At 47.3% G+C, this 24916-nt stretch carries 18 protein-coding genes; 12 read left to right on the forward strand and 6 right to left on the reverse strand.

Translation table 11 applies throughout. The annotated features are described in order from the left end of the window. The first annotated feature begins 28 nt into the window (after positions 1–28). On the forward strand, positions 29–1090 hold the full coding sequence (locus J2X75_RS03265) for a phosphotransferase (RefSeq protein ID WP_310334278.1): 1062 nt from the start codon (positions 29–31) through the stop codon (positions 1088–1090). A 113-nt stretch (positions 1091–1203) separates the two neighbouring features. Here J2X75_RS03265 and J2X75_RS03270 read toward each other — a convergent pair whose 3' ends face one another. From J2X75_RS03270 to J2X75_RS03280, 3 genes are all read right to left on the reverse strand, one after another. Continuing rightward, positions 1204–1881 carry a tetratricopeptide repeat protein gene (locus tag J2X75_RS03270; RefSeq protein WP_253433605.1) on the reverse strand — a complete coding sequence of 226 codons (678 nt, stop codon included), beginning with the start codon at positions 1879–1881 and terminating at the stop codon, positions 1204–1206. A gap of 14 nt (positions 1882–1895) precedes the next feature. After that, positions 1896–3884 carry a GTP-binding protein gene (locus J2X75_RS03275; protein ID WP_310334281.1) on the reverse strand — a complete coding sequence of 663 codons (1989 nt, stop codon included), beginning with the start codon at positions 3882–3884 and terminating at the stop codon, positions 1896–1898. Between the two features lie 141 nt (positions 3885–4025). After that, the gene (locus J2X75_RS03280) at positions 4026–4901 is read right to left on the reverse strand and encodes an AraC family transcriptional regulator (protein ID WP_310334283.1); all 876 of its coding nucleotides are present in this window, start codon (positions 4899–4901) and stop codon (positions 4026–4028) included. Positions 4902–5092: 191 nt separating this feature from the next. On the opposite strand from J2X75_RS03280, the gene J2X75_RS03285 reads away from it, so the two are divergent. After that, the gene (locus J2X75_RS03285) at positions 5093–6610 is read left to right on the forward strand and encodes a tagaturonate reductase (protein WP_310334284.1); all 1518 of its coding nucleotides are present in this window, start codon (positions 5093–5095) and stop codon (positions 6608–6610) included. After that, entirely contained in the window at positions 6607–8121 is a 1515-nt protein-coding gene (locus tag J2X75_RS03290; RefSeq protein WP_310334286.1) for a UxaA family hydrolase, read from the forward strand. Before J2X75_RS03285 ends, J2X75_RS03290 begins: the two co-directional genes overlap by 4 nt. A gap of 101 nt (positions 8122–8222) precedes the next feature. On the opposite strand, the gene J2X75_RS03295 is transcribed toward J2X75_RS03290, so the two are convergent. The 3 genes from J2X75_RS03295 to J2X75_RS03305 all read right to left on the reverse strand — a co-directional run bounded on the left by J2X75_RS03295 (position 8223) and on the right by J2X75_RS03305 (position 12366). Beyond that, the gene (locus tag J2X75_RS03295) at positions 8223–8909 is read right to left on the reverse strand and encodes an AlkZ-related protein (RefSeq protein ID WP_310334288.1); all 687 of its coding nucleotides are present in this window, start codon (positions 8907–8909) and stop codon (positions 8223–8225) included. A gap of 34 nt (positions 8910–8943) precedes the next feature. Then, positions 8944–9900, reverse strand: a complete 957-nt coding sequence (locus J2X75_RS03300) for a helix-turn-helix transcriptional regulator (protein WP_124114029.1) — start codon at positions 9898–9900, stop codon at positions 8944–8946. A 438-nt stretch (positions 9901–10338) separates the two neighbouring features. Then, complete coding sequence (locus tag J2X75_RS03305; protein ID WP_307537784.1) at positions 10339–12366, reverse strand: beta-galactosidase; 2028 nt, start codon at positions 12364–12366, stop codon at positions 10339–10341. A 128-nt stretch (positions 12367–12494) separates the two neighbouring features. On the opposite strand from J2X75_RS03305, the gene J2X75_RS03310 reads away from it, so the two are divergent. From J2X75_RS03310 to J2X75_RS03350, 9 genes are all read left to right on the forward strand, one after another. Continuing rightward, entirely contained in the window at positions 12495–13328 is an 834-nt protein-coding gene (locus tag J2X75_RS03310; protein ID WP_124114031.1) for an AraC family transcriptional regulator, read from the forward strand. A 143-nt stretch (positions 13329–13471) separates the two neighbouring features. Next, positions 13472–14260, forward strand: a complete 789-nt coding sequence (locus tag J2X75_RS03315; RefSeq protein ID WP_091017368.1) for an alpha/beta hydrolase — start codon at positions 13472–13474, stop codon at positions 14258–14260. An 84-nt stretch (positions 14261–14344) separates the two neighbouring features. Continuing rightward, entirely contained in the window at positions 14345–15010 is a 666-nt protein-coding gene (locus tag J2X75_RS03320) for an SGNH/GDSL hydrolase family protein (protein ID WP_047842445.1), read from the forward strand. 12 nt (positions 15011–15022) lie between these two features. Then, positions 15023–15904 (forward strand): SMP-30/gluconolactonase/LRE family protein, encoded by an 882-nt coding sequence (locus tag J2X75_RS03325; protein ID WP_192132368.1) that lies wholly within the window; start codon positions 15023–15025, stop codon positions 15902–15904. Positions 15905–15925: 21 nt separating this feature from the next. Continuing rightward, the gene (locus J2X75_RS03330) at positions 15926–16264 is read left to right on the forward strand and encodes a VOC family protein (RefSeq protein ID WP_091017364.1); all 339 of its coding nucleotides are present in this window, start codon (positions 15926–15928) and stop codon (positions 16262–16264) included. 318 nt (positions 16265–16582) lie between these two features. Beyond that, entirely contained in the window at positions 16583–19663 is a 3081-nt protein-coding gene (locus tag J2X75_RS03335) for a X2-like carbohydrate binding domain-containing protein (protein ID WP_310334294.1), read from the forward strand. Positions 19664–19932: 269 nt separating this feature from the next. After that, positions 19933–21480 (forward strand): response regulator transcription factor, encoded by a 1548-nt coding sequence (locus tag J2X75_RS03340; RefSeq protein WP_310334295.1) that lies wholly within the window; start codon positions 19933–19935, stop codon positions 21478–21480. An 18-nt stretch (positions 21481–21498) separates the two neighbouring features. Then, positions 21499–23268, forward strand: a complete 1770-nt coding sequence (locus J2X75_RS03345; protein WP_310334296.1) for a sensor histidine kinase — start codon at positions 21499–21501, stop codon at positions 23266–23268. A gap of 352 nt (positions 23269–23620) precedes the next feature. Continuing rightward, positions 23621–24904, forward strand: coding sequence for an extracellular solute-binding protein (locus J2X75_RS03350; protein ID WP_310336632.1), 1284 nt, complete (start codon positions 23621–23623; stop codon positions 24902–24904). Positions 24905–24916 lie beyond the last annotated feature (12 nt).

The following is a 24916-nucleotide window of genomic DNA, read 5'->3' on the forward strand; positions in this document are numbered from 1 at the left end:
TTTTGTGAGATAAAGGGGTTAATTTTTGGTGCAAAATATCGATTCCGGTTCCCTCCATCATTCAGAGCAGCAACGTATATCCGAAGTGTTGGCCTTATATGGTTTCACATCGGACTGGAAAGGCGAACGTGGAAAGGGTGGGATGAATAATTCTACTTACATGCTCCATGTAGACGGGACTAATTACGTCATGAGACAATATGAAACACATAATGATCCGATGAAAATCGCCTTTGAACACGAGGTGCTGGAAGCCCTCCAACGTTCAAACTTTAAGCTTGATACACCTTCACCTGTAAGGCGGTTATCTGGTGAGCGAGGTACATTTCTTCCTGTAAAAGATACCCTCACAGGTCATACCAAAATCGTGACTCTGTTTCATTATAGGGAAGGAGTCAATCCCATCTGGCATACACCAAATCAATTGATAGGGCTCGGTAAAGCGGCGGGGGCTCTTTCTTCTGTTATGGCTACGTTGGATATACCACTTGAACCTGTGTATCCACCGTACTATCGAATTCAGGATGCGTATCCGCTCTGTTCACCAGAACGATTATTACAGCTATGCACATCGCCGCCGGAGCAATTGGCCGCATGTGCGAATGAGTTGAAGCAACTGAGAGATGCGCTGCCAGATCTGTTTGAAGCCCTGCGGGGAATGGAACATCTGCCGCATCAATTGGTTCATGGGGACGTGAATGCCTCGAATGTATTGGTAGATCAGCAGGATGGTGAAATCTGTGCCATTTTGGATTTTGAATTTGCGACATGGGATTTGCGGGTAATGGAGCTGGCTGTTCCGATGTCTGACCTCCTTACCATGGACAAGAGTGAAGATTGGATGTGGCAGGCACAGGAGGGACTGATCAGGGGATTTCGGGAACAGGTCAGCCTGGAACCGGAAGAGTTGCTGGCCATACCTCGATTGATTTTGCTGCGCAGTCTGGATGTGGTCATGCATTTCATCAGTCGGATGTTTGAGGGTACAGATGAGCCGGAAGTGGCTGTGGAGCAGATTGTGAAACTCAAACAGCGGATGGACTGGATGCGTCTTCATGAAGAACGACTGCGTGAGATATTGGTGTATTAATATCGTTGTTAAGAATAAAGTGCACTGGTTCTGCTCATACGAGGGCAGAGATCAGTGCACTTTTATTGGTTAGAAAAGTGATATATGAAGATTACGGCGTATAGCGGATGACATTACAATCCACGTTTGCGGAACCAACTGCGGACAGCCCAGCGGCGCTCCTGACGTTTTTTGTATTTGGGTAACGAACGATAGACGTTCAACGATTGCTCGTAAGCCTGTTTTGCATCAGCATTACGTCCGAGGGAACGATGAACCGAGCCGAGCAGATAATACGCTTCACTGGAAGAGGAATGAATCTCCTGAAACTGATGCACATAATCCAACGCCTTATCTTCATGCGTATCTTTGAAGGCACCAGCAAGGGTTAGGTACGGGCGTCCGTACTTGACTCTGGGGTTGATCTCGAGGGCTTTTAAAATATGACGTTCTCCCTGTTCGATGTTACCTAGATGAAGCTCAGTCGTCCCCAGTGCCTCCCAGTACTCAGCCGATTGTTCGTATGGGCGCTCCAGTTCAAGTAATAACGCATGTGCCTCACTGTAACGCTTGCGCTCAATTAACAGGCGAGCCAGTTCCAGCTTGGAGGAAACTTCATTGGGACTCATGGCAAGCTGTTGCCGAAGCCGGGAGATGTTACGCATACGCTTCAGAGGTTTCGTGAAGCTTGGGAATACGCCAACATAGCGACGATCCAGGAAATACAGTATAACGAGTAAAATGAGGATGGCAATGAACGGATTACCTACAATCCGCCATAAAAGGCCAAAGATAAGAAATTTAATAAGCACAGGTTCAACTCCATTTATGATGTAATCGCGTTTCGTACACTTAAAATATATTTCGCCTGATCCAGCGGGTTAACTCCTCTGCGTTTGCGAGTATGATTCACATCCGCAGTACAATCTTGATATCCGGCAAACGAAGTCGTAAGCACCCCGCGGCCACTTGTCTCGGAACGCAGTTTCACCGGATAATCCATTGAGGTGGCAAGAGGCATAACTCCTTCAATAATGCAACGTCCGCTACCAATGACGGGGGCTTCGAAGGTTGCCCGCATATGTACCAGATCGCTAAGGGCCTTACCGCCGTATTCTTCCGGGACCGTCAGTCGGAACTGAAGAAGGGGTTCCAGCAACGTGGTACCTGTTCTCGACAATCCAGCCATGATTCCCATAGGCGTGGCTACGACAAAATCCAATGGATGCGTATGCCAGACATGATGTTCCCCTTCCACCAGCGTGATGCGCAGATCGGTTACTTCCCAACCGAGCATACCTTGAGACAAGGCTTCCGGAATTCGTCGTTCAACTTCATTCTGATAACGTAACAGCAAATCATCTGTCCTTACGGTCGAGGCATAGATCAGACCGCTTCCGCGAGGCAAGGGTTCAATCTTGAAGCGCAGGATGGCCCAGCAGGGCTTAGGCATCGTATAGGCGATGTAACCTTCTCCGGCTGTACGGGGTGTCTCCTTATAGATGACGGATGGCGGATCAAACACGACATCCAATCCGAAACGACTCAGCAACAGGCTGGATAAAATCTCAAGCTGTATGGTTCCCATGACCTTGAGATGCAGTTCTCGTTCCTCCGGCAACCATTGCAGGTCGAGTAAGGGATCTTCATCCGTCAACTCTTGCAATGCTGCAACAAGATCGGGGTACTGTACAGGGTCCTTGCCATGCACTTGTACGGTCAGCAAAGGTACAGCCATCTGTGGCAGAGGAGGTACACCCTCAGGATTGCCGATAATGTCACCCACATGTGTGTCACTCAGTCCGTACAGCACAGCAATCTGTCCCGCGTGAACGGCACCGGTATCCGCCCATTTTCGTCCATCCATGCGGCGAATCTGTGTCACTTTCTCTTCAAGCTCCCGCGTCGAATTATGGATGGTATCCCGATTGTGTAAGCTGCCACCATACATACGGACGTAAGCCGTACGTCCCATCGTGCGATCACGTTCAATTTTGAACACAACACCGGATACGGGAGAGTCCACTGGTTGTGCAGGTGCAGGCAGAAATGCAAGGACCGTGTCCAGCAATGCCGTGACGCCAATTCCTTTGCCGGAAGCGCCATAACACACAGGGAACATCTCACCCTGATGCACATAGCGCAGGAACGCTTCATTCAGATCCCTTTGCGATAACGGAGTTTCCTGAATGTAGGCTTCCATGACCTCTTCGTCCAGCTCGGCAAGTATCTCGACCAGACCTGGAATGGAAGGTGTACCATCTGACAGAGAATCTTGATTAGGGTTCCATAGGGAGTCGATGCCATGAAATGAATCTTCATGGAGCTGATACGTTTGGATTTCGCATGCGAAAGGGGACAGGGTAGAACGAATCTGCTCCATGACTGCTGGGGCAGATGCGCCAATCCGATCCATTTTATTAATATAAATGATGGTTGGGATGCGAAGTGAACGAAGGGCATGCCAGATGGCTTCACTCTGGGACTGAATGCCTTCAACTGCCGACAGAATGAGAATAGCGCCATCCATTACCCGTAGCGTTCGCTCTACTTCGGAGCTAAAATCAATGTGACCAGGCGTATCAATGAGGTCAATGATGGTGTCTTTCCAGATCAGAGAGGTCATGGCTGCTTGAACGGATATGCCACGTTCTTTCTCAATGTCCAGGGAGTCTGTGGCTGTTGTTCCGTCATCTACACGTCCCGGACTGCGGACGACACCACTCTCAAATAACATATGCTCGGTGGTGGTTGTTTTCCCCGCATCCACATGGGCGAAGATGCCAATATTCCTGCGATTCAATTCGTTTAACATGGAATGCTAAGCTCCTCTGACAACGGAATGCAATGTTTCCGACAAGTAATAATCCAGATTATCATACCACATCTTCCATATGGAAGAATATGTGGATATATATGATTAAAGCGTGGGACCTAAGCCACGGCTGGTTCTATTTTAACGTGAACTGTTCATGGTTCTGCGGTAAGCTGCGGGCGTTGTGCCGGTTAATTTTTTGAATTGACGGTAAAAGTGAGGCAGACTGTCGAACCCGCAAGCATCGGCCACGGCTGCCATCGTCTCATCACCTTGCACCAGATGCTCTTTTGCCATAATAACCCTTCGAGCTAAAGCGTAATCCGTCAGAGTCATTCCCGTGTATCGTTTGAAGGCACGACTGAAATGGGCAGGGGATACAGAGGCGTACTGCGCCAGTTCAGGGAGAGAGAGGCCATTCCGAAGGTTATCGTCAATATGAGAGATCGTAGAAGAGAGCCATGAGGGACCTGGAGCCGATTTACCCGGATTCGCAGGTCCCGCAGCTTCCAGACGTTCCAGAAAAATGAGCAACAGTTGCAGCCTTAACAGGGCCGCATGTGCGCTTAGATGATGACCGAGCTGGAATTCGGTCTGAATATCATCAATAAGGGCGGCCACCTGTGATTGCTCCTCCGTGTTCAGATGCCTCTTATACACGCGTTGTTTACGACAACGTTCAAACAGACTCAGCAAGGAAGAAGCAGCGCCTCCGGCGGTGGATGCCAGCAATCCCGGGCTGAAGAACAATGCGGAAGATGTGACCGGATTGCCTGCATCCGGCAAGGCACGGTGAACCGTACTGCCTGGAATAATGAACAAATCTCCTTCCTGCATATCCTCAAGTCCTGTATCAATAAAGATGCTTCCCTGTCCACGATATACATAGATAATTTCATGCCAGTCGTGAAGGTGATCTGGTAATTCGTTCTGAGGGGATTTGGTGTCGCTGTACACCAGGCGGAACGGAATACCGGATTCTGCTTGAATAGTCGTACGAACAGGTGAACGTTCCATAAAGCTCCTTTCCAGACGATCGTCTTCAACGAGATGTTATACCTGGTCATGAGAGAGTATATTTACCGCAATATAAGCAATTTAATTTCCTTTTATTGATGATACAATGAATTTAAAGCGTTTACAATAAAAGGGTGCAGAGCCTTCGAGCTGCATTCCGACAGTACAAATAATCGATGAGGTGAGTGTCCATGTCGGCAAGCACGAAACGGCCAAGGTTGAAGCTGAATTTACTGGGGAGCGATGGTCAGCGCAAGTGCAAGGAGATTATGGAGCGTCCCGTGAAGGTTTTGCAGATTGGAGAAGGTAATTTCTTGCGAGGATTTGCAGACTGGATGCTTCATGAGAGTGCCAGACAAGGCAAATTCCATGGAAGTGTAGCCGTTACCCAACCACGACCGGGAGGCAAAGCCAAGCTGGAGCAGATTCGTGATCAGGACGGATTATATACGATGATTACGCGTGGGCTGTCTCAAGGAAAGCCGGTTGAGCGGACAGAGTTGATCTCCATTTTCTCACAGTGTATCAATCCGTATGAGGAATGGGATACCTTTCTGAACTTGGCGGAACTGCCTTCACTTGAGTTCGTTATTTCCAATACAACCGAATCAGGATTGAAATATACGTATACGGACTATATCGAGGGTGAACCGGTCCAATCATTTCCGGGGAAATTAACAGTTTTCCTGCATCAGCGATATTTGAAATTTGATGGTGATCCATCCAGAGGTTTGATTCATCTGCCATGCGAACTGCTTGAAGGCAATGGTGACGTGCTTCGCAGTTGTGTTCTCCGTCATAGTGAGGATTATGGGTATTCGGAAGGCTTCCGCTCATGGATCGAGAACCATAATCACTTCTTGAACAATCTGGTAGATCGAATCGTAACAGGTGCGCCGACCCAGGAGGAAGCCGATTCCCTGACGAATCGCTGGGGGTACGAGGACCAATTGATTAATACGGCAGAGCCATATCATTTCTGGGCTATTCAGGGTGATGAATCATTGGACAAAAAACTTCCTCTCAAGCAGGCAGGTCTCAATGTACATTGGGTGAAAGATCTGAAGCCTTTTCAGGTACGCAAAGTTCGTATTTTGAATGGGGCGCATACCTTAATGTCATCACTAGGTATTCTCCAAGGCAAGCAGCATGTGAGAGAAACGATGGAAGATCCACATTTTGGCACTTGGATCAGGGAAGCTGTGCATCAGGAGATTGTGCCTGCTCTGGATATGCCCGATCATCAGCTGGACCAGTATGCAGAAGAAGTGTTCGAACGGTTCCTTAACCCATATATTGATCACAAATTGCAAGATATTGCTTTGAATACGATCGGAAAATTCAAGGTGCGTGTGCTGCCTACACTTTTGTCTTATGAGCAAAATCAGGGAAGTTGGCCAGAACGTTTAATTCAAGGGTTTGCTGGATTATTGTGTCTCTATCGTCCGGTAAATACGCCAGAAGGTTACAAGGGACAACGACTGAATGGGGAGGACATTCTGTTGCGGGATGACCCGGATGTCCTGGCTGCTTTGGCTGCACACTGGGACGGTTATGACACGCTTAACAGGGATCAGAACCAACTGGATGACCGGGTAGCGGCTGTGTTGTCGGATACCCTGATCTGGGGCGAAAATCTGGATGCAAGAGAGGGGCTGCGTGCAGCACTTGTTCGTGAAATCGGATTGTTGGAAGGTGAAGGGAAATGAACACAACAAGTACAATCAATGACTGGATTGCCATTCAACCACAGGATGACGTCATTATAGCGCTTCGTGACTATGCCAAAGGAGAACAAATTACACTGCCAGACGGAGTTTCTTTTAATTTGGTGGATGACGTGCCCAAAGGGCATAAGATTGCTGTGCATACCCTGGCACCGGGTGATGATGTGATGAAGTATGGTTTCTCCATCGGGATTGCCCAAGAGCAGATCGAGCAGGGAAGCTGGATTCATAGTCACAATCTGAAGACGGGGCTGCACGGATTGCTTGAATATGAGTATCAACCGGGAGCTCAGGTTCAGACGGACATGCCTCCGGAACATCTGCGCTCATTCGATGGATATTTGCGCCCCAATGGTGAAGCAGGTATTCGTAATGAGATCTGGATTGTGAATACGGTTGGATGTATAAATAAAGTGTGTGAAGCTTTGGCACGTATGGGTCAGTCCCAGTTTGGAAGCCGGGTAGATGGTGTGTTTCACTTTCCACATCCATTCGGGTGTTCACAGCTTGGTGATGATCTGAAGTATACACAACAGCTGCTGGCCTCCTTGGTGGAGCATCCGAATGCAGGAGGCGTGCTCGTCATCGGTCTGGGCTGTGAGAACAACCAAGTAGACGAGTTCCGTGAGTGTATTGCTCCGGAATACCGCGGCAAAGTACGGTTTCTCAAAGCACAGGAAACTGATGACGAGCTTGAGGAAGGGCTTCGACTGATGGAAGAACTTGTGGAGATCGCTGAACATGAACAACGGCAGCCGCTTCCGCTCAGCAAACTCAAAATTGGTTTGAAGTGTGGCGGTTCCGATGGTTTATCCGGCATTACAGCCAATCCGTTGGTCGGTGCAGTTGCTGATATGCTGGTTGCTGCCGGGGGTACGGCTATTCTGACGGAAGTTCCGGAGATGTTTGGTGCGGAGACGATCTTAATGAACCGGGCTGCCAATGAGCAGGTATTTCACGATTTGGTGGACCTCGTGAACGGCTTCAAGCAATATTTTGTGAACCATGGCCAGAACATCTATGAGAATCCTTCACCCGGTAATAAGGCTGGTGGCATCACAACGCTGGAGGAAAAGTCACTTGGATGTACGCAAAAGGGAGGACGTTCTTCCGTAGTCGACGTTCTGCGCTATGGCAAACGTGTAACTCAAACCGGTCTGAACATTGTAGAAGCACCGGGTAATGACCTGGTATCTGTAACGGCACTGTCTGCGGCGGGTGCCCATATTGTGCTCTTCACAACAGGGCGGGGGACTCCCTTCGGAGGTCCGGTACCTACCGTCAAGATTGCGACCCAATCCGATCTGGCAAATCGCAAAAAACACTGGATTGATTTCAACGCAGGCCAGCTGTTGGAGGGGCAGACGATGGATGAGGTCAAAGTACAGCTGTTCAGCCAGCTGATTGACATTGCTTCAGGACGGTCCCATACACTCAGTGAGCAGCATGGATTCCGGGAGATTGCCATATTCAAGGATGGCGTAATTCTCTAAATCCATTCTGGATGGAGGCTTTTAATCGTTTGGGTTACATTATATGATGAACCACAGCCAATTCCGGTTGAAATCTGCACTACAACCGGAATTGGCTTTATTTAGATTCCACGGATGCCAAGCGCTTTGGAGATGCTTGATAATGCGGCAGGTGAAGCATGTTGCTGTAGTTGCGCAGTCAACAGTTCACGTGCCTCTTCTATGCTGCCTTCAAATGGCTTAATGTCATGACGTTGCATCCAGTGATCTGCGGTTTCATATGCGGAGCTGTTCCATGCAACTTTGCCTTCTGCGAGCCCCTCTTTTTCTTTGGTTCCACTGATCACAATGGCTGCACAGCCCTGAAGGTCCAGAAGTCCACGGTCAAATGTTTTTTTGTCCTCTTTTGCCCCGAAACCGGCTTGTGATCGCAAGGCACGTCCATCGATGCCTTCCTGTTCTGCAACTAAGGCATGGAGTTTGAACGCTTCACGGGAGAGCAGACCCGCTTCATACTGTTCCTTGATGGTTCTGGAATCGGCAAGCAGTCGGTGTACCCAAGGGAAGTATTCAGATGAGACAAGAAGCGCTTTCTTTTTGACAAATTTTCCATATGCAGCAATGCCCTCTTCAGCCAGGCGTGAACGCCATAACCAGGGATCGAATTCATCATCCTTGTGCCAATGCTCTTTGGGGGTTAGCGATGACAAAGAAGGATATTCGGCAAATAGTGGTGCCAGAGGCAGCAGCCCCATAGACTGGATACGCTGTACTGCTTCTTCGTACGTTATAACGGCTTCATATGTCATGATATCAGTAGGCTCCTTTTTGTGTGTAGTCAGGCTACGACTTGGTTGAAGCAAGGTATCTCCGGCTCACTTCCTCGGCATGCTGACGAATCTCACTGCGAAGTTGGAGGGGTTCGATCACTTCGGCTTCACGTCCCAATCGGTAAAAGAATCGTACGGCCCAGTCCCATTCCCCTGGTGGACAAAGGAATGATAATTCCCAGAGATCCGGGGCAATTTCAATCATCTTTTCACCAATATGCTCGTCCTGTTCGGCTTCAATCATTCCCCGATAACTCAGTTGTGCCTTGACCAGGGTTGGCGGCTGTTCTGGAGGGATCGGCTTGCTCTGCTGTTGATCCACCTGTTCGTTAAGCACCTGTGCATCCTGTGGTTCGATCGCTTTGACATCGATAATTCGGTCAACCCGGAACAGACGCTGTTCACCATGTTCGAGGGAATATGCTTCACAGTACCAGAAGCCGGAGGAAGCATATACCCGTGCGGGACAGATATGCAACCATCGCTGACGCGATACGGAGCGATACAGCACACTGAGCCACTCGTGTTCGGGTATGCATGCCAGCAATGCGTCCAGATGAGGAAGAATGTAATTGCGGTCTGGAATATGATGATGCAGCTGTTTGAGCATGGGATCAATTCGCGACATAATATCATCCGGAATGATGGCCTTAACTTTGTTCATCAGGGTCCAGCGTTTCTCATGAAAGGGTGTGTCGGCGTAGCGACTTAGACCTTCAAGAGCGAATAGGAGCGTCGCTGCTTCTACCGGGTCCAGCTGTAATGGGGGTAAAACGTAACCCTCCATCAGTCTGAAACCGCCTCCCGGACCGGAAATGGCAATAATGGGCACATTCATCTCGGAGAGGGACTGAATATCCCGAAGAATCGTGCGACGGGAAACTTCAAATTTCTCACCTAATGAGTGTGCCGTTTCGTGACCATGCTGTAATGCCATTACGATGGCAGCAAGCCGATTTGTTCTGTTCATGTCAGCCACTCCGTTTCGATCTGCGCCGCCGGAAAGTGAAGTCGTAGTTATATTTCTATTGTAACAAAGAATAAGTGACATCATGAGTGTCACCAATATTTCAACTGTTCATTATTTTATAATGGATCAGCATCAGGATTCACAAGCATGTTCCGGCAGGCTTTGTTAAAATGTGTTTCTCGTCCAATTCGCTTTGCATACTGATATTTCCTTCTATCAAAAATACCACAGATCATGCCAAAAACCCGCATCCGGTGTAGACGGATACGGGAAGTAGCAGCTTTTGGCTTACAGAAGACGATAAAGGTCTGAAATCTATACCAATATCCTCGCTGAAGACAATAACAAGTATAAAAGGAATGAATATGTGACACTTTGTATCACGGGTATTTCTATCACATTATATTATTCCGAATGATTTCAATGAAGTGAAATCGCTTATTTCATTTCGAGCAGTTGCACTCCACGGGCTTCAATCTCAACACTTCCCGAAAGCTCACGATTGGTGAGCAGATCATGTGCTTTAGCTGTTCCCAGATCATAGGATTGCGTGGTTGCGTTATGGTTCATGACAAACAGGTACGGTTTACCTTCTTTGGTTCGTGCGCTTACTTCAACACCTTCTGGTGTCTCAAGCAAGGACTCTACGTTCTTGGCTGCTGCAAGCTGTCCCAGCAAACCATCCAGGAAGCGCTCATCCGGGTCGGATGCAACGTACCAGGCTTCACCTTGACCAAAGGTATTACGTGTCACAACAGGCATGCCTTTATAAAAGTCGTCTCCATACTCCGCGATGACTTCGGCTCCTTCACTGTGCAGCAGGTCACACAGCATGCCGCAGCCATACTCTCCTTGAAGATCACCGTACGTTTCTTTGAGGACAATGCGGTTCTTTTGCTCAGGCAGCAGGGCATCAATCTCTTCCACCCAGATTCCGAGCAGTTTACGGAGTTCTCCCGGATATCCACCTGTAGTCACGAGATCGTTCTCGTTCACAATGCCACTGAAGAAGGTCGTCAGGAATGTTCCACCTGCTTCAACATACTTCTCCAGTTTGGTGGCAAACCCTGGTTTTACCATGTAAAGGACAGGGGCAAGGACAATGTCGTATTTGCTCATATCCGTATCCACACTGATGATATCTACCTGGATGTTGCGACGGAAGAAGGCTGCGTAGTATTTATGGATCTGATCCACATAGTTCAGGGCAACCGTAGGTCCGCTTGATTTTTCGATGGCCCACCAGTTATCCCAGTCGAACACAATCGCTACTTTGGATTCAACAGATGCATCCAGCGTGGTATCTCCAAGGATCTGCAATTCCTTACCCAACTCAGCGACTTCGCGGAATACACGTGTGTTCTCATGCCCAGCATGCTCAATAACTGCACCATGATACTTCTCACAGGCACCGATGGAGCGGCGAAGCTGGAAGAACATAATGGTATCGGCCCCGTGCGCAACAGATTGATAACTCCACAGACGCATGACACCTGGACGTTTCAGTGAGTTATACGGCTGCCAGTTCTGTTGACTTGGTGTTTGCTCCATCAGCATGAACGGTTGACCATCCTTCAGTCCGCGCATAAGGTCATGAGCCATTGCCGTGAAGCTGACAGGAGTGGCGAGACCAGGATAACTGTCCCAGGAGACGATATCCAAATATTTTGCCCATTTGAAATAGTCCAATTGTTTGAAGAATCCCATCAGATTGGTAGTAACGACGGAGTCCGGAATATGTTTTTTGATCGCATCGTATTCCAACAGATAACAATCCAGCATACTGTCTGAGTTGAAGCGAGAGTAGTCCAGCGAGATTCCCTGGAACGTTGAATTATTGTTACCCCAATGTTCGCTCAGGTTGCTTGGTAATACAATCTCGTCCCAATCGTAGAAGGTATGCCCCCAGAAATTCGTGTTCCATGCTTTGTTGACCTGTTCCAGAGTCTGATAGCGTTCTTTCAGATACACGCGGAATGCTTTCTCACAGTTGTCACAGTAGCACTCACCGCCATATTCGTTGGAGATGTGCCATACGAGAACCGCGGGGTGATCCTTGTATCGTTCGGCCAGTTTATCTGCAATCTTCTCAGCATATTTGCGATAGGTCGGGCTGTTGGGACAGGAATTATGGCGCCCACCGAATTTGCGTTTGCGTCCATCGGCATCTACACGAAGCACGTCTGGATATTTCTTTGCCATCCAAGCCGGATGGGCAGCAGTGCTTGTTGCAAGGCATATATAGACACCATTTTCATATAAACGATTAATTAGTTGGTCGAGTTCTTCAAAACGGTAAGTAACTTCATCAGGCTGAATCAGTGCCCATGAAAATACGTTGATCGTGGCAATATCAATGCCTGCCAATTGGAACATGCGCAGGTCTTCAAGGTGGGTTTCGTGATCCCACTGTTCCGGGTTATAATCGCCCCCGTAGAACATTTTGGGCAGTTTGCTGCTAATCAATGTGTTCACCTCTTGTATAAGAATAATCCTATACTATATGATACATATGACTTTTAAAATATAATAAAAGTAATGACTCATATAAGAATACGGAAGTGTATTTCAGCTTATACCCAAGGAGGCATCCCATGTTTATCTCCCCCCGACATCAACGATATTTCATGACATCACGTGATCAGCCGCTGCCCCTTTATATTGAGAGCCTGGGTTATAACGGCAATCAGGAGAAGGTGTCCAGACCTGTGGGGTATCCCTGTTACCACTGGCTTCAGACCGTGAAGGGAGCCGGAGAATTCAAGTTTGCCGGGTCCACGGTCATACTGGGGGAAGCATCCGGTATTTTGCTGCCACCGAATGAACCGCATGAATATGTGCGCGCCCAAGGAGAGTGGGAGACCCTTTACATAACATTTGGCGGTTCCCAGTGTCCGGCAATCTTGGAGTCACTTAGTCTGGGTGAAGCGGCGTTCCATCAGTGGGAGCAGAGCAGCCCGTTCAACGATTACGGCCAGGAAGTGCTGGATTCGATCAGAAGTGATCAGGATTTGTCGGGACTCGAGGCGTCAGCGGATATATACCGATTTCTGATTTTGCTCAAAAAACATGGCATGACGGGCAATCGTTCTTCCATCTCACATGCCGTGGAGAGACTCGCTCCGCTCATTGCATTCATGGAACAGCATTATGCGAATCCCGAGATTGGGCTCGAACATATGGCTGACCTCACAGGGATCTCATCCAGACATCTGAACACCTTGTTCAAGCAGTCCTTTGGCATGACAGCCTACAGTTATTTCATTTTGCTACGCATTCGCAAAGCCAAGGAAATCATGACCGCAGACCATAGACCCACGATTAGGGAAACTGCAGTTAGGGTTGGCTTTCGGGATGCAAGCCATTTTGTAGCAACCTTTCGCAGGATTGAGGGGGTGACTCCTGAACAGTTCCGTAATTTGTACTAACATGTACCCAAATGAACAAAAAGTGATGCCAGGAAGGTATTGATGCGTTAGGGTCATTACCGTTATGATGGTATCGATTCCTGAGATTCGAAAACGTTTAAACGGACCCATGTATCCGTTCTATTTGGAGAGGATGATTGAAGATGACAACGACTATACCCTTATGGGATCATGCTGCACCTTATGCAGCCCAGGGCCATGAAGACGAAATGCCACATTTGATTCCATTTATTCACCCCGGTTCAGAGAGCGCTGTCATTGTGTGTCCAGGTGGCGGTTATGGATTTTTGGCTGATCATGAAGGTGCTCCAATAGCTGAATTGTTGAACCGTGCAGGTATAAGTGCATTTGTCCTGAAATATCGGGTGGCGCCTCACCAGCATCCTGCACCGATAACAGATGGTCAGCGTGCCATACGTTATGTTCGTGCTCATGCTGAGCAGTATGGCATCAACCCTGCCAAGATTGCAGTACTCGGTTTCTCCGCAGGCGGACATCTCACAGCAACATTGGGAACGCTGTATGATGAGGGACAACCGGATCATGAGGACCTCATTGAACGCCAGAGTTCACGCCCGGACCGAGTTATTCTCTGTTATCCGGTAATTACGATGGAGTCCTATGGACATGCCGGTTCCCGTGAGAATTTGCTTGGGTCTGATGCGTCTGCCGAGCAGATCAAGGCTTTCAGTGCGGAGCAGCAAGTGAGAGCGGATGCTCCTGAAGCGTTCATCTGGCACACCAGCGCTGACCAGGCAGTGCCTGTAGAGAATAGCTTGCGTTACGCACTTGCATTGGGCGAGCATGGCATTCCCTATGATTTGCACGTTTTTGAGAAAGGTTCACATGGTCTTGGATTGGCTGAGGACAACCATGCGATTCGGGTATGGTCGGATCTGTGTCTCACATGGCTCAAGAATCAAGGCTGGTAATTTTTCTGGCTGGTATCAAGTGAACGGTCCTGACTAATCGAGTAATCCATATATTAGCGCTTTGAAGCGAAGGAGAAAATAACGATGAAATTGCAAAAAAACGACAAACTTCTGTTTATCGGGGATTCGATTACAGATTGTGGTCGGGAGCATCCTGTAGGTGAAGGCAGTTCAGGTCTGGGCCATGGTTACGTAGCGCAAGTGTATGCCCTCTTGCGGTCCATCTATCCGGAATTGATGTTGCGTGTCCAAAATGTGGGTAATGGTGGAAATACGATTCGTGATCTGAAACAGCGCTGGGATCGTGATGTGCTTGACCTTAAACCGGACTGGCTGACGATCATGATTGGCATTAATGATGTATGGCGTCAGTTCGACAACCCATTGTCAACAGACTCACATGTGTTTCTTGAAGAATACGAATCCACATTGCGTGAACTGGTGGCTTCGGTTCGTCCCAACCTGAAAGGTCTGGTACTAATGACGCCTTATTATCTTGAGGCCAATCCGGAAGATCCGATGCGGGCAACGATGGATATCTACGGAGAAGCGGTACGCAGGGTAGCCAGTGAGTATGATGCGGTGTATGTGGATACACAGGCTGCATTTGCTCCATTTTGGGATCATTTCTATACGTCTGTGTTGACTTATGACCGGGTACATCCGGATGCAACGGGCCATATGGTACTGTCCAAAGCATTCTTGGATGCCATCGGATTCGAATGGTCAGGCGGCGTCAAATCTGAATAAGGACGTGATGGCATGAGCGACGTAACTGTAGCAGTACAAACCCCGGCATTACTGGGGGAAGGACCAAGCTGGGATGCGGAGAACAATCGATTATTGTGGGTAGATATTGAAAGCTTTAAGGTGCATGTGTATGATCCGGCTACAGGGCAGGATCAGGCTTATGATGTCGGTGAACATGTCGGGGCTGTTGTTCCCTATCGTGGTGACGAAGTTTTGGTTGCTTTACGCAGTGGATTCCATACGTATCACTTGCATACGGGTGAGCTGCATGCCATTGAGGACCCCGAACAAGATAAGGATACCAATCGTTTTAATGATGGAAAATGTGATGCGAAGGGCCGATTCTGGGCAGGCACGATGAGCATGAATAATGAAAGCAAAGCCGGATCGTTGTATTGTTTGGAGCAAGGGCAACCCGTTCGCACAATGGTACAAGGTGTGTCTACATCCAACGGCCTGGGCTGGAGTCCGGATCGGCAGACCATGTATTACATTGATACCCCGACACGTTCTATTGACCGGTTTGATTTTGATCTGACGGCAGGTACGATACAAAATCGGACAAGTGTCATTCACATACCGGAGGAATTCGGTTTTCCGGATGGGATGACGGTTGATGGTGAGGGCATGCTGTGGGTTGCGCACTGGGGCGGAGGAAGAGTCACTCGCTGGAACCCGCATACATCAGAACTGTTGCAACAGATCGAGGTGCCGGCAGATCAGGTAACATCCTGCTGTTTTGGTGGACCGGATCTCGAAGAGTTATACATTACAACAGCACGTATAGGGATTAAGGAAGAACGTCTGAAAGAGACACCGGATGCGGGCTCACTTTTTGTCATCAGACCGGGGGTTAAAGGGCAGGAGACTCACACTTATGGTAGCCAGAAATAATATGTAGGAAAGGGTGTAATTATGAAATTAAATCATCTGAACCTAACAGTTACTGATGTTCCAGCTGCTCGCGAGTTTTTAGAGACTTATTTTGGTATGACATGTGAAGGTACGAGAGGAAACGCATTTGCAGTTATGTTTGATGATGAAGGTTTTATTCTCACTCTAATGAAGGGTAAAAACGTACTCTATCCAATGACTTTTCATATCGGATTTCCCCAACCGACCGAACAAGAGGTTGACAGGATATATAGTCTTTTGAAAGACAATGGTTTTGAAGTAGACGCACCTAAGCATGCACACGGTTATACTTTTTATGTTGAAGCCCCTGGTGGATTTACTGTTGAAGTCTTGTGTTAATCTATATCCCATTGAAGTCGCTATTTTAGCGGCTTTTTTGTTGTATAAACAAGTTTAAACACTGAAAAAAATTTACAAAAATCGGAATTCGACAGAGGGGTTTGGAGATTGCCAGCGAATGTTATTTATTGAAAGTATTATCCAGATAACCGCGAATCAAGAACAATTATGTAAGCGCTTAACAATATGACTGGAAGGGGGTGAGGCTTCTTGTATCGAGGGATGCATTGATTCGTCTGGCACGCCATCATCAGCACGATGAGACAGCGAGGATAGACCGAAATGCAGTAACGAAGTAGAAGAGGAGGATAAGTTGATATGAGAAAGTTTATGAGGAAATTGCGAATGATGGGTCTGACGGTTGCCGTAGTAACCGCCTCGCTGGGAGGACTTGCTGGAACGACAGCGGCGGCACCAAGTGAAGCCTATGAGTGGAAAAATGTGGTGACGGGTGCAGGAGGCGGGTTTGTACCAGGCATTATTTTCAACGAGTCGGAAAAGGATCTGATCTATGCCCGTACGGATATCGGGGGAGCCTATCGCTGGAATGCGGCTGACGAGAGGTGGATACCCTTAACGGATTTTGTCGGCTGGGATGACTGGAACAAGAATGGTGTGGACGCACTGGCTACGGACCCGGTTGATCCCGATCGTGTGTATATGGCAGTTGGGACGTATACGAATTCGTGGGACCAAAATAATGGCTCCATCTTACGCTCTACGGACCGGGGAGATACATGGCAGACCACAACACTTCCGTTCAAAGTGGGCGGCAACATGCCGGGACGTTCAATGGGAGAACGCCTGACCGTGGACCCGAATGACAACAGTATTCTGTATTTCGGTGCACGAAGTGGTCATGGGTTATGGAAAAGTATCGATTACGGTGTGACCTGGAACGAAGTCACAAGCTTCCCGAATCCGGGAAATTATGTGCAAGATCCTTCGAATGAATATACCAGTGACATCGTAGGTCTGGCATGGATTACGTTTGACAAAACAACAGGTTCGGCAGGGCAAGCAACCCAGACAATCTATGTGGGTGTTGCGGATAAAGCTCAAAGCGTGTATCGCAGCACAAATGGCGGCCTGACCTGGTCAGCTGTTGCTGGTCAACCCACAGGTTATATCCCGCATCATGGTGTGTTTGATTCAGACGGAAGCCTCTATATTACGTACAGCGATGGTGTTGGACCTTATGATGGGGAAAAAGGTGACGTGTGGAAACTGAACACGTCGACAGGTGTCTGGACCAATATCAGCCCTGTTCCAAGCAGCAGCACGGATAATTATTTTGGATATGGCGGATTGGCTGTTGATGCCCAGAATCCCGGTACATTGATGGTTGCGACATTAAATTCCTGGTGGCCGGATGCCACCCTGTTCCGTAGTACAGATGGCGGAGCGACATGGACACGCATATGGGAATTTGAAGGATATCCGAACCGGAAGTTACGTTATACACAGGATATTTCGGCAGCGCCATGGCTCACATTTGGCACCATTCCTGCCCCACCCGAAACAACCCCGAAACTGGGCTGGATGATCGGTGATCTGGAGATTGATCCGTTTGATTCGGATCGCATGATGTATGGAACGGGTGCTACGATCTATGGAACGAAGAACCTGACAGACTGGGATGATGATGAAAAAATCAATATTTCAGTGATGGCGAAAGGGGTTGAGGAGATTGCCGTACTCGATCTGATCAGCCCGCCAAGTGGTGCACATTTGATAAGTGGAGTGGGGGATGTCTCCGGATTCCGTCATAACAATCTGGACCAGGCGCCAGCTACCATATTTACGAGCCCGAACTATTCTTCCACAGAAAGTCTGGATTTTGCAGAGTTAAGTCCAAATACGATGGTTCGCGTAGGTAAAGCAGATTATGCTGCTGATCCAAATGCAAAATCCATTGGTTTGTCCAGTGACGGAGGTACTACGTGGTATAAGGCCAATGCAGAACCTGCCGGCACAACCGGAGGGGGGACTGTAGCCATCTCTGCGGATGGTAACCGACTGGTGTGGAGCACATCAGACAAAGGTGTACATTACTCGACTGGCGGCAATTCCTGGACGGCAAGTACGGGGATACCTGCACAGGCGAAAGTGGTTTCAGATCGTGTAAACCCAAACAAATTTTATGGATTTGCAGCGGGTAAAATCTATGTGAGTGTGAATGGTGGTGCTACCTTCACGGCATCACCTGCGACCGGACTTCCGATGGAAGGAAATGCCGATCTGGATGCCGTTCCAGGTGTTGAAGGCGAACTCTGGTTTGCTGGTGGTAGTGAGGAAGAAGGTCCTTACGGATTATGGCATTCTACGGATTCAGGAGCGACATTCACAAAGCTTGCCAATGTAGAGGAAGCAGACAGTATCGGATTTGGTAAAGCGGCCCCTGGGCAGAGCGTTGTTGCGTTATACACGGTTGCACAGATCGATGGAACACGTGGATTCTTCCGCTCCGATGACGGTGGTGCCAATTGGGTTCGTATCAATGATGATCAGCATCAGTATGCTCGTGTAACTACTATTACGGGTGATCCGCGTTTGTATGGAAGAGTATATCTCGGAACAAATGGCCGCGGAATTTTGTATGCTGACCGTGTTGGAGGTAACAATGGCGGAGGAGACGGCGGGGGTACTCCAGTGACCAACTCTGCGATTACACCGGTTACAGCCGAATTTGATCGCAAAGCAGGCAATCAGGTTAATATTCCAGTCACGTTAACACTTAACGGCAATACACTTGCATCCATTCGCAACGGGAATGCAACGCTGGTTTCAGGTACAGATTACACGTTGACAGGCAATGAGGTCGTATTAAGTAAAAACTACCTGGCTTCACTGCCAAATGGCGCAGCGACGCTAACCTTTCAATTCAGCGCAGGCGCTCCTGCGACCTTGAATCTGCTCATTAAAGACACGACAGCTGCACCTGTTGGAACCATACGTATTGAGATGTTTAACAGCAACACTTCAGCAACGGGCAGCTCGATTAGTCCCAAATTCAAACTGACAAATACGGGTACTACAGCCTTGAATCTGTCTGATGTGAAAATCAGATACTATTACACGATAAACGGTGAACAGCCTCAGAACTTCTTTGCTGACTGGGCGACTGCTGGCAGTGCGAATGTAACAGGCACGTTCAGTGCACTCAATCCGGTACGGACAGGTGCTGACCACGTGCTTGAGATTGGATTCACAGCTTCCGCTGGAACTCTGAATGCAGGACAAAGCACGGAAATCCATACGCGCATCTCCAAGAACAATTGGACCAACTATACGCAAACGGATGATTATTCTTTTGCAGGTAGTCAGACTTCCTATACGGACTGGTCCAAAGTCACCGGTTATATCGCGGGAAGTCTCCAATGGGGAATTGAACCATAAGTGAGTGATTTAACGAAATAGGATTGAAATAGGGGTCCTGATTCGCCAAATGATCAAATGGCGAGTCGGGGCTTCTTATTTTGTCGAAATATAGTGTAAACTATAGATAGTTACCATTGCTTAAAGGATCGTTTTAAGATATAAAAAGATGTACAATCAATTTAAAATTAATGTAACCGCTAACACTGGAAAGTGTTTATAACCGATATATAATAGTTGGTATAGCCTGTACAGATATAGAGGAAAGATTAGACAAGGGGGTCGCGATCATGAACCGGTTGTGCAAGGTGCTGATTGTTGACGATGAGTTTCTGGTAAGACAGGGCATAAAGCACCATATGAACTGGGAAGCGGAAGGATTTATCATTGTGGGTGAAGCTTCCAACGGTGAAGAAGGATTACAGCAGGTGAACCTGTTAAAACCGGATATTGTGATCACCGATATTGTCATGCCTGTCATGGATGGCGAAACGTTTGTCCGTACACTTAAAGCCAGTAATCCACAGATTGAAGTTATTGTACTTAGCAGCTTCAGTGAATTCGAGTATGTGCGTTCAACGCTTCAGCACGGGGCAGCCGATTATATACTGAAACCCAAGCTGGATACAAATGAATTATTGCAAGTCCTTCAACGCACAGCGGGTAAAATTCCCGAGCTACAGTTCGAGCCTTCGCACGATGGCTGGAGACTTGGGCAACTGATGGAGAAGATGCTGTCCGGATTTACACTGGATGAAGATAGCGAAATGCCGATGATTCGAGATACCTTTCCGTATGAATCCTTTCGCTTGCTTGTGTATAAACCCGTGGGTGCTGGAGGGTATCCACTGAAGCTGGATCAAGAACAGATTGAATCCAAGCTCCGCAGCGATCTGCCTGAAGTAGAATGTGCAATGGTTCCCGCAGAGGGTACATTACCTGTGATGCTTCTTAATGTCGATCCTGCGCGAGATGAATGGATGCTTGAACGGATCAGACAGTTGGCCAGTGAAAATGCAGCAGGAGAAGGCAGTCCTGGTTGGGTGCTTAGTGAAAGCTTTACTTCATTTGAACAAATGGGTGTTGTTTACCGGGAACATCTGATTAAGCTGATTGAATATCGCTTTTATTATAAGGATCGACCAATCCTGGTGTATGGTGAACTGCCTCCAATGCATCCCGCAGGTTACCAGTTTAATGTGAATATGTTTTTGCAGCATGTGAAGCGTAACCGGGTCGAAGCGGCAAGGGAGTATTTACAGGATCATGCAAAAACACTTGGACGGGATTATATTGCCGATGTGTTTGAGATCAAATCATTTCTCGGTAACTTGATCTTTAACGTGACCATTACCCTCGCGGATATGGATGTCCAGTCCGCCGGGCTGGAAGAGAGCAAATATACGTATTTTAAAAATGTGGACGGGGCTTCAAGTCTGGACGAAGTTATGACTGTGCTTGACCAATTCATGACGGAAGTTCAGGAGTGCACCGTTGGTGCGGGTGGAAAACGAAGTGATCCCAACATGAAGATGCTGCTGGATTACATGCATGAGCACTTTGATCAGCCGCTCGGGCTTGCTGAAGTAGCCAAGCATTTTCATTTTAATCCATCGTATTTATCAAGTTATTTCTCATCTCACAAAAAAGAAGGATTTAATGAATACTTAAATAAAATTCGGATAGAAAAAGCCGAGGAATTGCTCCGATCCGATGATGTAACGATCTCTGAGATTAGCAGTATGGTAGGCTATTCCGATCATAGTTACTTTTGCAAAGTGTTCAAAAAATTCACCGGATTATCACCAAGCCGATACCGGCGCAAATTCTGGGCATAAAGTCAGAAGGATAAGATCATGAAAAAATGGATGAACCAATTATCTCGTCTCGGATTGTTTCCCAAGTTGTTTTTGGTTATGGTGGTCAGTATTGTCCTCGTTTCTGTACTCATCTTATGGACGACCATTCACATGTCAACCAATCTGTTTACCGAGACGTTCAGTATCACAAACTCCAAGGTGCTTAATCAGATCAAGACAAATTTTGAGTCATTTAACGAGGCCATTGCTGCCGTATCGAATAATGTGACGCAGAGTGGATCGATCCGAGGATTCCTGTCGGAAGGAGATGCCGATTCCCTCACGATGGCCAAATCCTTCTATAATATGAGGGAAACGATGGATCGAATTCAATCCATAACCGAATCCTACGAAGTAGGGATAACGATTATCGGGATTAATGGACGGAGCTATTCCACGAATCGCGCTCACCTTCAGTTGTCCGTGGATGAATTGAAGCAAGAGCCAATTACGATGGAAGCTGCTGAGACGCCCAGTCGTCTTATCTTTGATGATTACCAAAACGAGGCAATGATCGGGAGTCAGCAGATGATCTCTGCGACGAAGGCGTTGACGGACCGAACACGCAGCCGAATATACGGTACGCTCTATGTCACGATGAGAGAAGACATATTCCGGCAATTTTACAGCAGCTTTACAAGTCGTGGCAATGATGTGGTCATTATGAATGAAAAAGGTGAGATTGTATCATCGAATCGTGAAGACTGGATCGGAACAACCCAGCTGGATTTGCTATCGTATGCCCGGGATATGAACAATAACTCTCCGAGAAGTATTAATGCTCGTGTGATGGATCAGGATAGCGTTGTGCTATCCGAGTATCTACCGTTCTATCGGTTTTACATTGTCAATGTCGTGGATAAGGATCTGGCGATGGGTCAACTCATCGACATGAAGACGGTTGCCCTGATCTGTGCAGCTATTGTTGTAGGTGCCCTTATTCTGGTATTTCTCATCACCAGCCAGATTACCAAGTCCCTGCGCAGACTTGTGAAGCAGATGTCCAATATTACGAAAAGTGATCTGGACAACTATATTCCGGTGAGTGGAAGCTACGAGAGCAGGCAGCTGGGCCATGCTTACAATTACATGCTTGATGAACTGCATGATTATGTGGATCAGTTAGTACAGACCCAGCATGAACAACGTAACGCAGAGCTTGCGGCATTACAGAGTCAGATTAATCCTCACTTCTTGTACAATACACTTGCATCTGTCAAAGTTCTGGTGCAACAAGGCAACAAAGACAGGGCTGCGGAGACCATTAATGCATTAATTGGATTGCTGCAAAATACGATCAGTGATGTGAGTCAGACTGTTACAGTGGAACAAGAAGTCGAGAATTTGAAAAATTATGTCTTCATTAATCACGTCAGATATGGTGGCCGGATTAAAGCAGCTTTCTACGTGGCTCCGGATTGTACACACTATCATGTACCCAAACTGATGATCCAGCCGTTTATCGAGAATGCATTTTTCCATGGATTCATCAAGAAAGAAACGGGTACGATTCATGTCATGGTTTCCAGAGCGGGAGAATCACTCATCTGTGAGATTATGGACAATGGGGATGGAATTGAAGGGCTTGTCATGGGAGAAACGTTGCCCAATCCAAAGAACAATCGTCAACTATTCAGCGGTATCGGTATTCGCAATGTACATGACCGTATTGAGTTATTATATGGTTCACCTTATGGTGTCACCATTATGAGTACGGTTGGGGAAGGAACGAGAGTCACCGTTACACTGCCTTTAATCACGAGTTGAATCGAAACCCGATTCGATTAAATACACTTAAAATCGAGATCCCTCGCTTCTGTTTTCTACAGAGACGGGGGATTTTCACGTGTCAGAGGTAAAGCGGGTGAAATCATTTTTGTACTATTTCAAGATCAAGAAATTACAAAATCAAAAGAAATTACAAAAAACCAAATTTAATGCAAACGGTTTCTGTAAAGGTTTTCATTGTGGCAATAAGATGACAAATCCGTACAAAATTATTACTAACGAATGGAGATATGGGAATGATAAGATGAATACATCGAAAGCAACCGCTTTCAGAAAACGCAAACAAATTACACACAAAGAGGTTGAAGGGGAGTTGAATGTTTTGAAAAAAATGTGGGTATTGATGCTCGTTACAGTACTGCTGTTGTCCGCATGTTCATCCGGTGGCGGAGGTAAGTCCGCTAGTGGTGGTGACGAAAAAACAAACGAAATTACGGTCTGGGCTTGGGACAAAGCTTTTAACGTAGCTGCAATGGAAACAGCAAAAGAAGCATATCAAAAAGCAAATCCTGATGTGAAAATTAACATCATTGAATACGCTCAAGCTGATATCATTCAGAAACTGAACACAGGTCTTAACTCCGGAACTGCCAGCGGTCTTCCAAACGTAGTTCTGATTGAAGACTATCGTTCACAAAGCTTCCTGAATGCATATCCGGATGCGTTCAAAGATCTGTCTTCCAGTATCACGGCTTCCGATTTTGCAGATTACAAACTCGGACCAACAGCGTTTGATGGCAAACAATACGGAGTACCATTTGACTCTGGCGTTGCTGGTTTGTACTACAGAACAGACCTGCTGGAGCAAGCTGGCTACAAAGCAGCTGACCTGCAAGACATCACTTGGGATGATTACATCCAAATTGGTAAAGACGTAAAAGCTAAAACAGGTAAAGAGCTTCTTTCTCTTGACCCGAATGACCTTGGTTTGATTCGTATGATGATCCAAACTGCAGGTAAATGGTATTCCACAGAAGATGGTAAAACACCTGACATTGCTACTAACGCTGCACTGAAAGAAGCTTTCATCACCTACAAAGCGATGATGGATGCCAACATTGTTAAATTGCACTCTGATTGGAGTCAATTCGTTGCCAACGCCAATAACGGTAGCGTAGCAACAATTCCTACAGGTAACTGGTTCTCACCATCAGTACGTCAAGAAGCTTCCCAATCCGGTAAATGGGCTGTAGCTCCAATGCCGAAAATGGCTGGTCAACCAAACTCTGTTCACGCATCCAACTTGGGTGGTAGCTCTTGGTATGTTATGAACAACGTTCCTGGTGCAGATCAAGCAGCTGATTTTGTAGCAAAAACATTTGGTTCTGACAAACAATTGTATCAAGATCTGTTGAACAACATCGGCGCAATTGGTACGTACAAACCAGCAGTTGATGGCGAAGCTTATGCGAAAGCAGACGAGTACTTCGGCGGACAAAAAATCTTCACAGACTTTGCGAATTGGACGAAAGAAATTCCAAGCGTAAACTATGGTATCAACACATATGCCATTGAAGATATTCTGGTTGTAGAAATGCAAGCATTCCTGAACGGAAAATCAATCGATGACGTTCTGGCTGATGCACAAAAACAAGCTGAAGCACAATTAAACTAAGATACCCAAGGT

The organism is Paenibacillus sp. 2003 (assembly GCF_031455635.1).
GTDB classification, from domain to species: Bacteria; Bacillota; Bacilli; order Paenibacillales; family Paenibacillaceae; genus Paenibacillus; species Paenibacillus amylolyticus_B.

Bases quoted from the DNA above. Each gene is read 5' to 3' on its own strand.
- J2X75_RS03335 (WP_310334294.1), top strand. From the start codon at position 16,583: ATGAGAAAGTTTATGAGGAAATTGCGAATGATGGGTCTGACGGTTGCC.
- J2X75_RS03350 (WP_310336632.1), top strand. From the start codon at position 23,621: ATGTGGGTATTGATGCTCGTTACAGTACTGCTGTTGTCCGCATGTTCA.
- J2X75_RS03275 (WP_310334281.1), bottom strand. From the start codon at position 3,884: ATGTTAAACGAATTGAATCGCAGGAATATTGGCATCTTCGCCCATGTG.
- J2X75_RS03315 (WP_091017368.1), top strand. From the start codon at position 13,472: ATGACAACGACTATACCCTTATGGGATCATGCTGCACCTTATGCAGCC.
- J2X75_RS03290 (WP_310334286.1), top strand. From the start codon at position 6,607: ATGAACACAACAAGTACAATCAATGACTGGATTGCCATTCAACCACAG.
- J2X75_RS03320 (WP_047842445.1), top strand. From the start codon at position 14,345: ATGAAATTGCAAAAAAACGACAAACTTCTGTTTATCGGGGATTCGATT.
- J2X75_RS03345 (WP_310334296.1), top strand. From the start codon at position 21,499: ATGAAAAAATGGATGAACCAATTATCTCGTCTCGGATTGTTTCCCAAG.
- J2X75_RS03300 (WP_124114029.1), bottom strand. From the start codon at position 9,900: ATGAACAGAACAAATCGGCTTGCTGCCATCGTAATGGCATTACAGCAT.
- J2X75_RS03340 (WP_310334295.1), top strand. From the start codon at position 19,933: ATGAACCGGTTGTGCAAGGTGCTGATTGTTGACGATGAGTTTCTGGTA.
- J2X75_RS03310 (WP_124114031.1), top strand. From the start codon at position 12,495: ATGTTTATCTCCCCCCGACATCAACGATATTTCATGACATCACGTGAT.
- J2X75_RS03295 (WP_310334288.1), bottom strand. From the start codon at position 8,909: ATGACATATGAAGCCGTTATAACGTACGAAGAAGCAGTACAGCGTATC.
- J2X75_RS03330 (WP_091017364.1), top strand. From the start codon at position 15,926: ATGAAATTAAATCATCTGAACCTAACAGTTACTGATGTTCCAGCTGCT.
- J2X75_RS03325 (WP_192132368.1), top strand. From the start codon at position 15,023: ATGAGCGACGTAACTGTAGCAGTACAAACCCCGGCATTACTGGGGGAA.
- J2X75_RS03280 (WP_310334283.1), bottom strand. From the start codon at position 4,901: ATGGAACGTTCACCTGTTCGTACGACTATTCAAGCAGAATCCGGTATT.
- J2X75_RS03285 (WP_310334284.1), top strand. From the start codon at position 5,093: ATGTCGGCAAGCACGAAACGGCCAAGGTTGAAGCTGAATTTACTGGGG.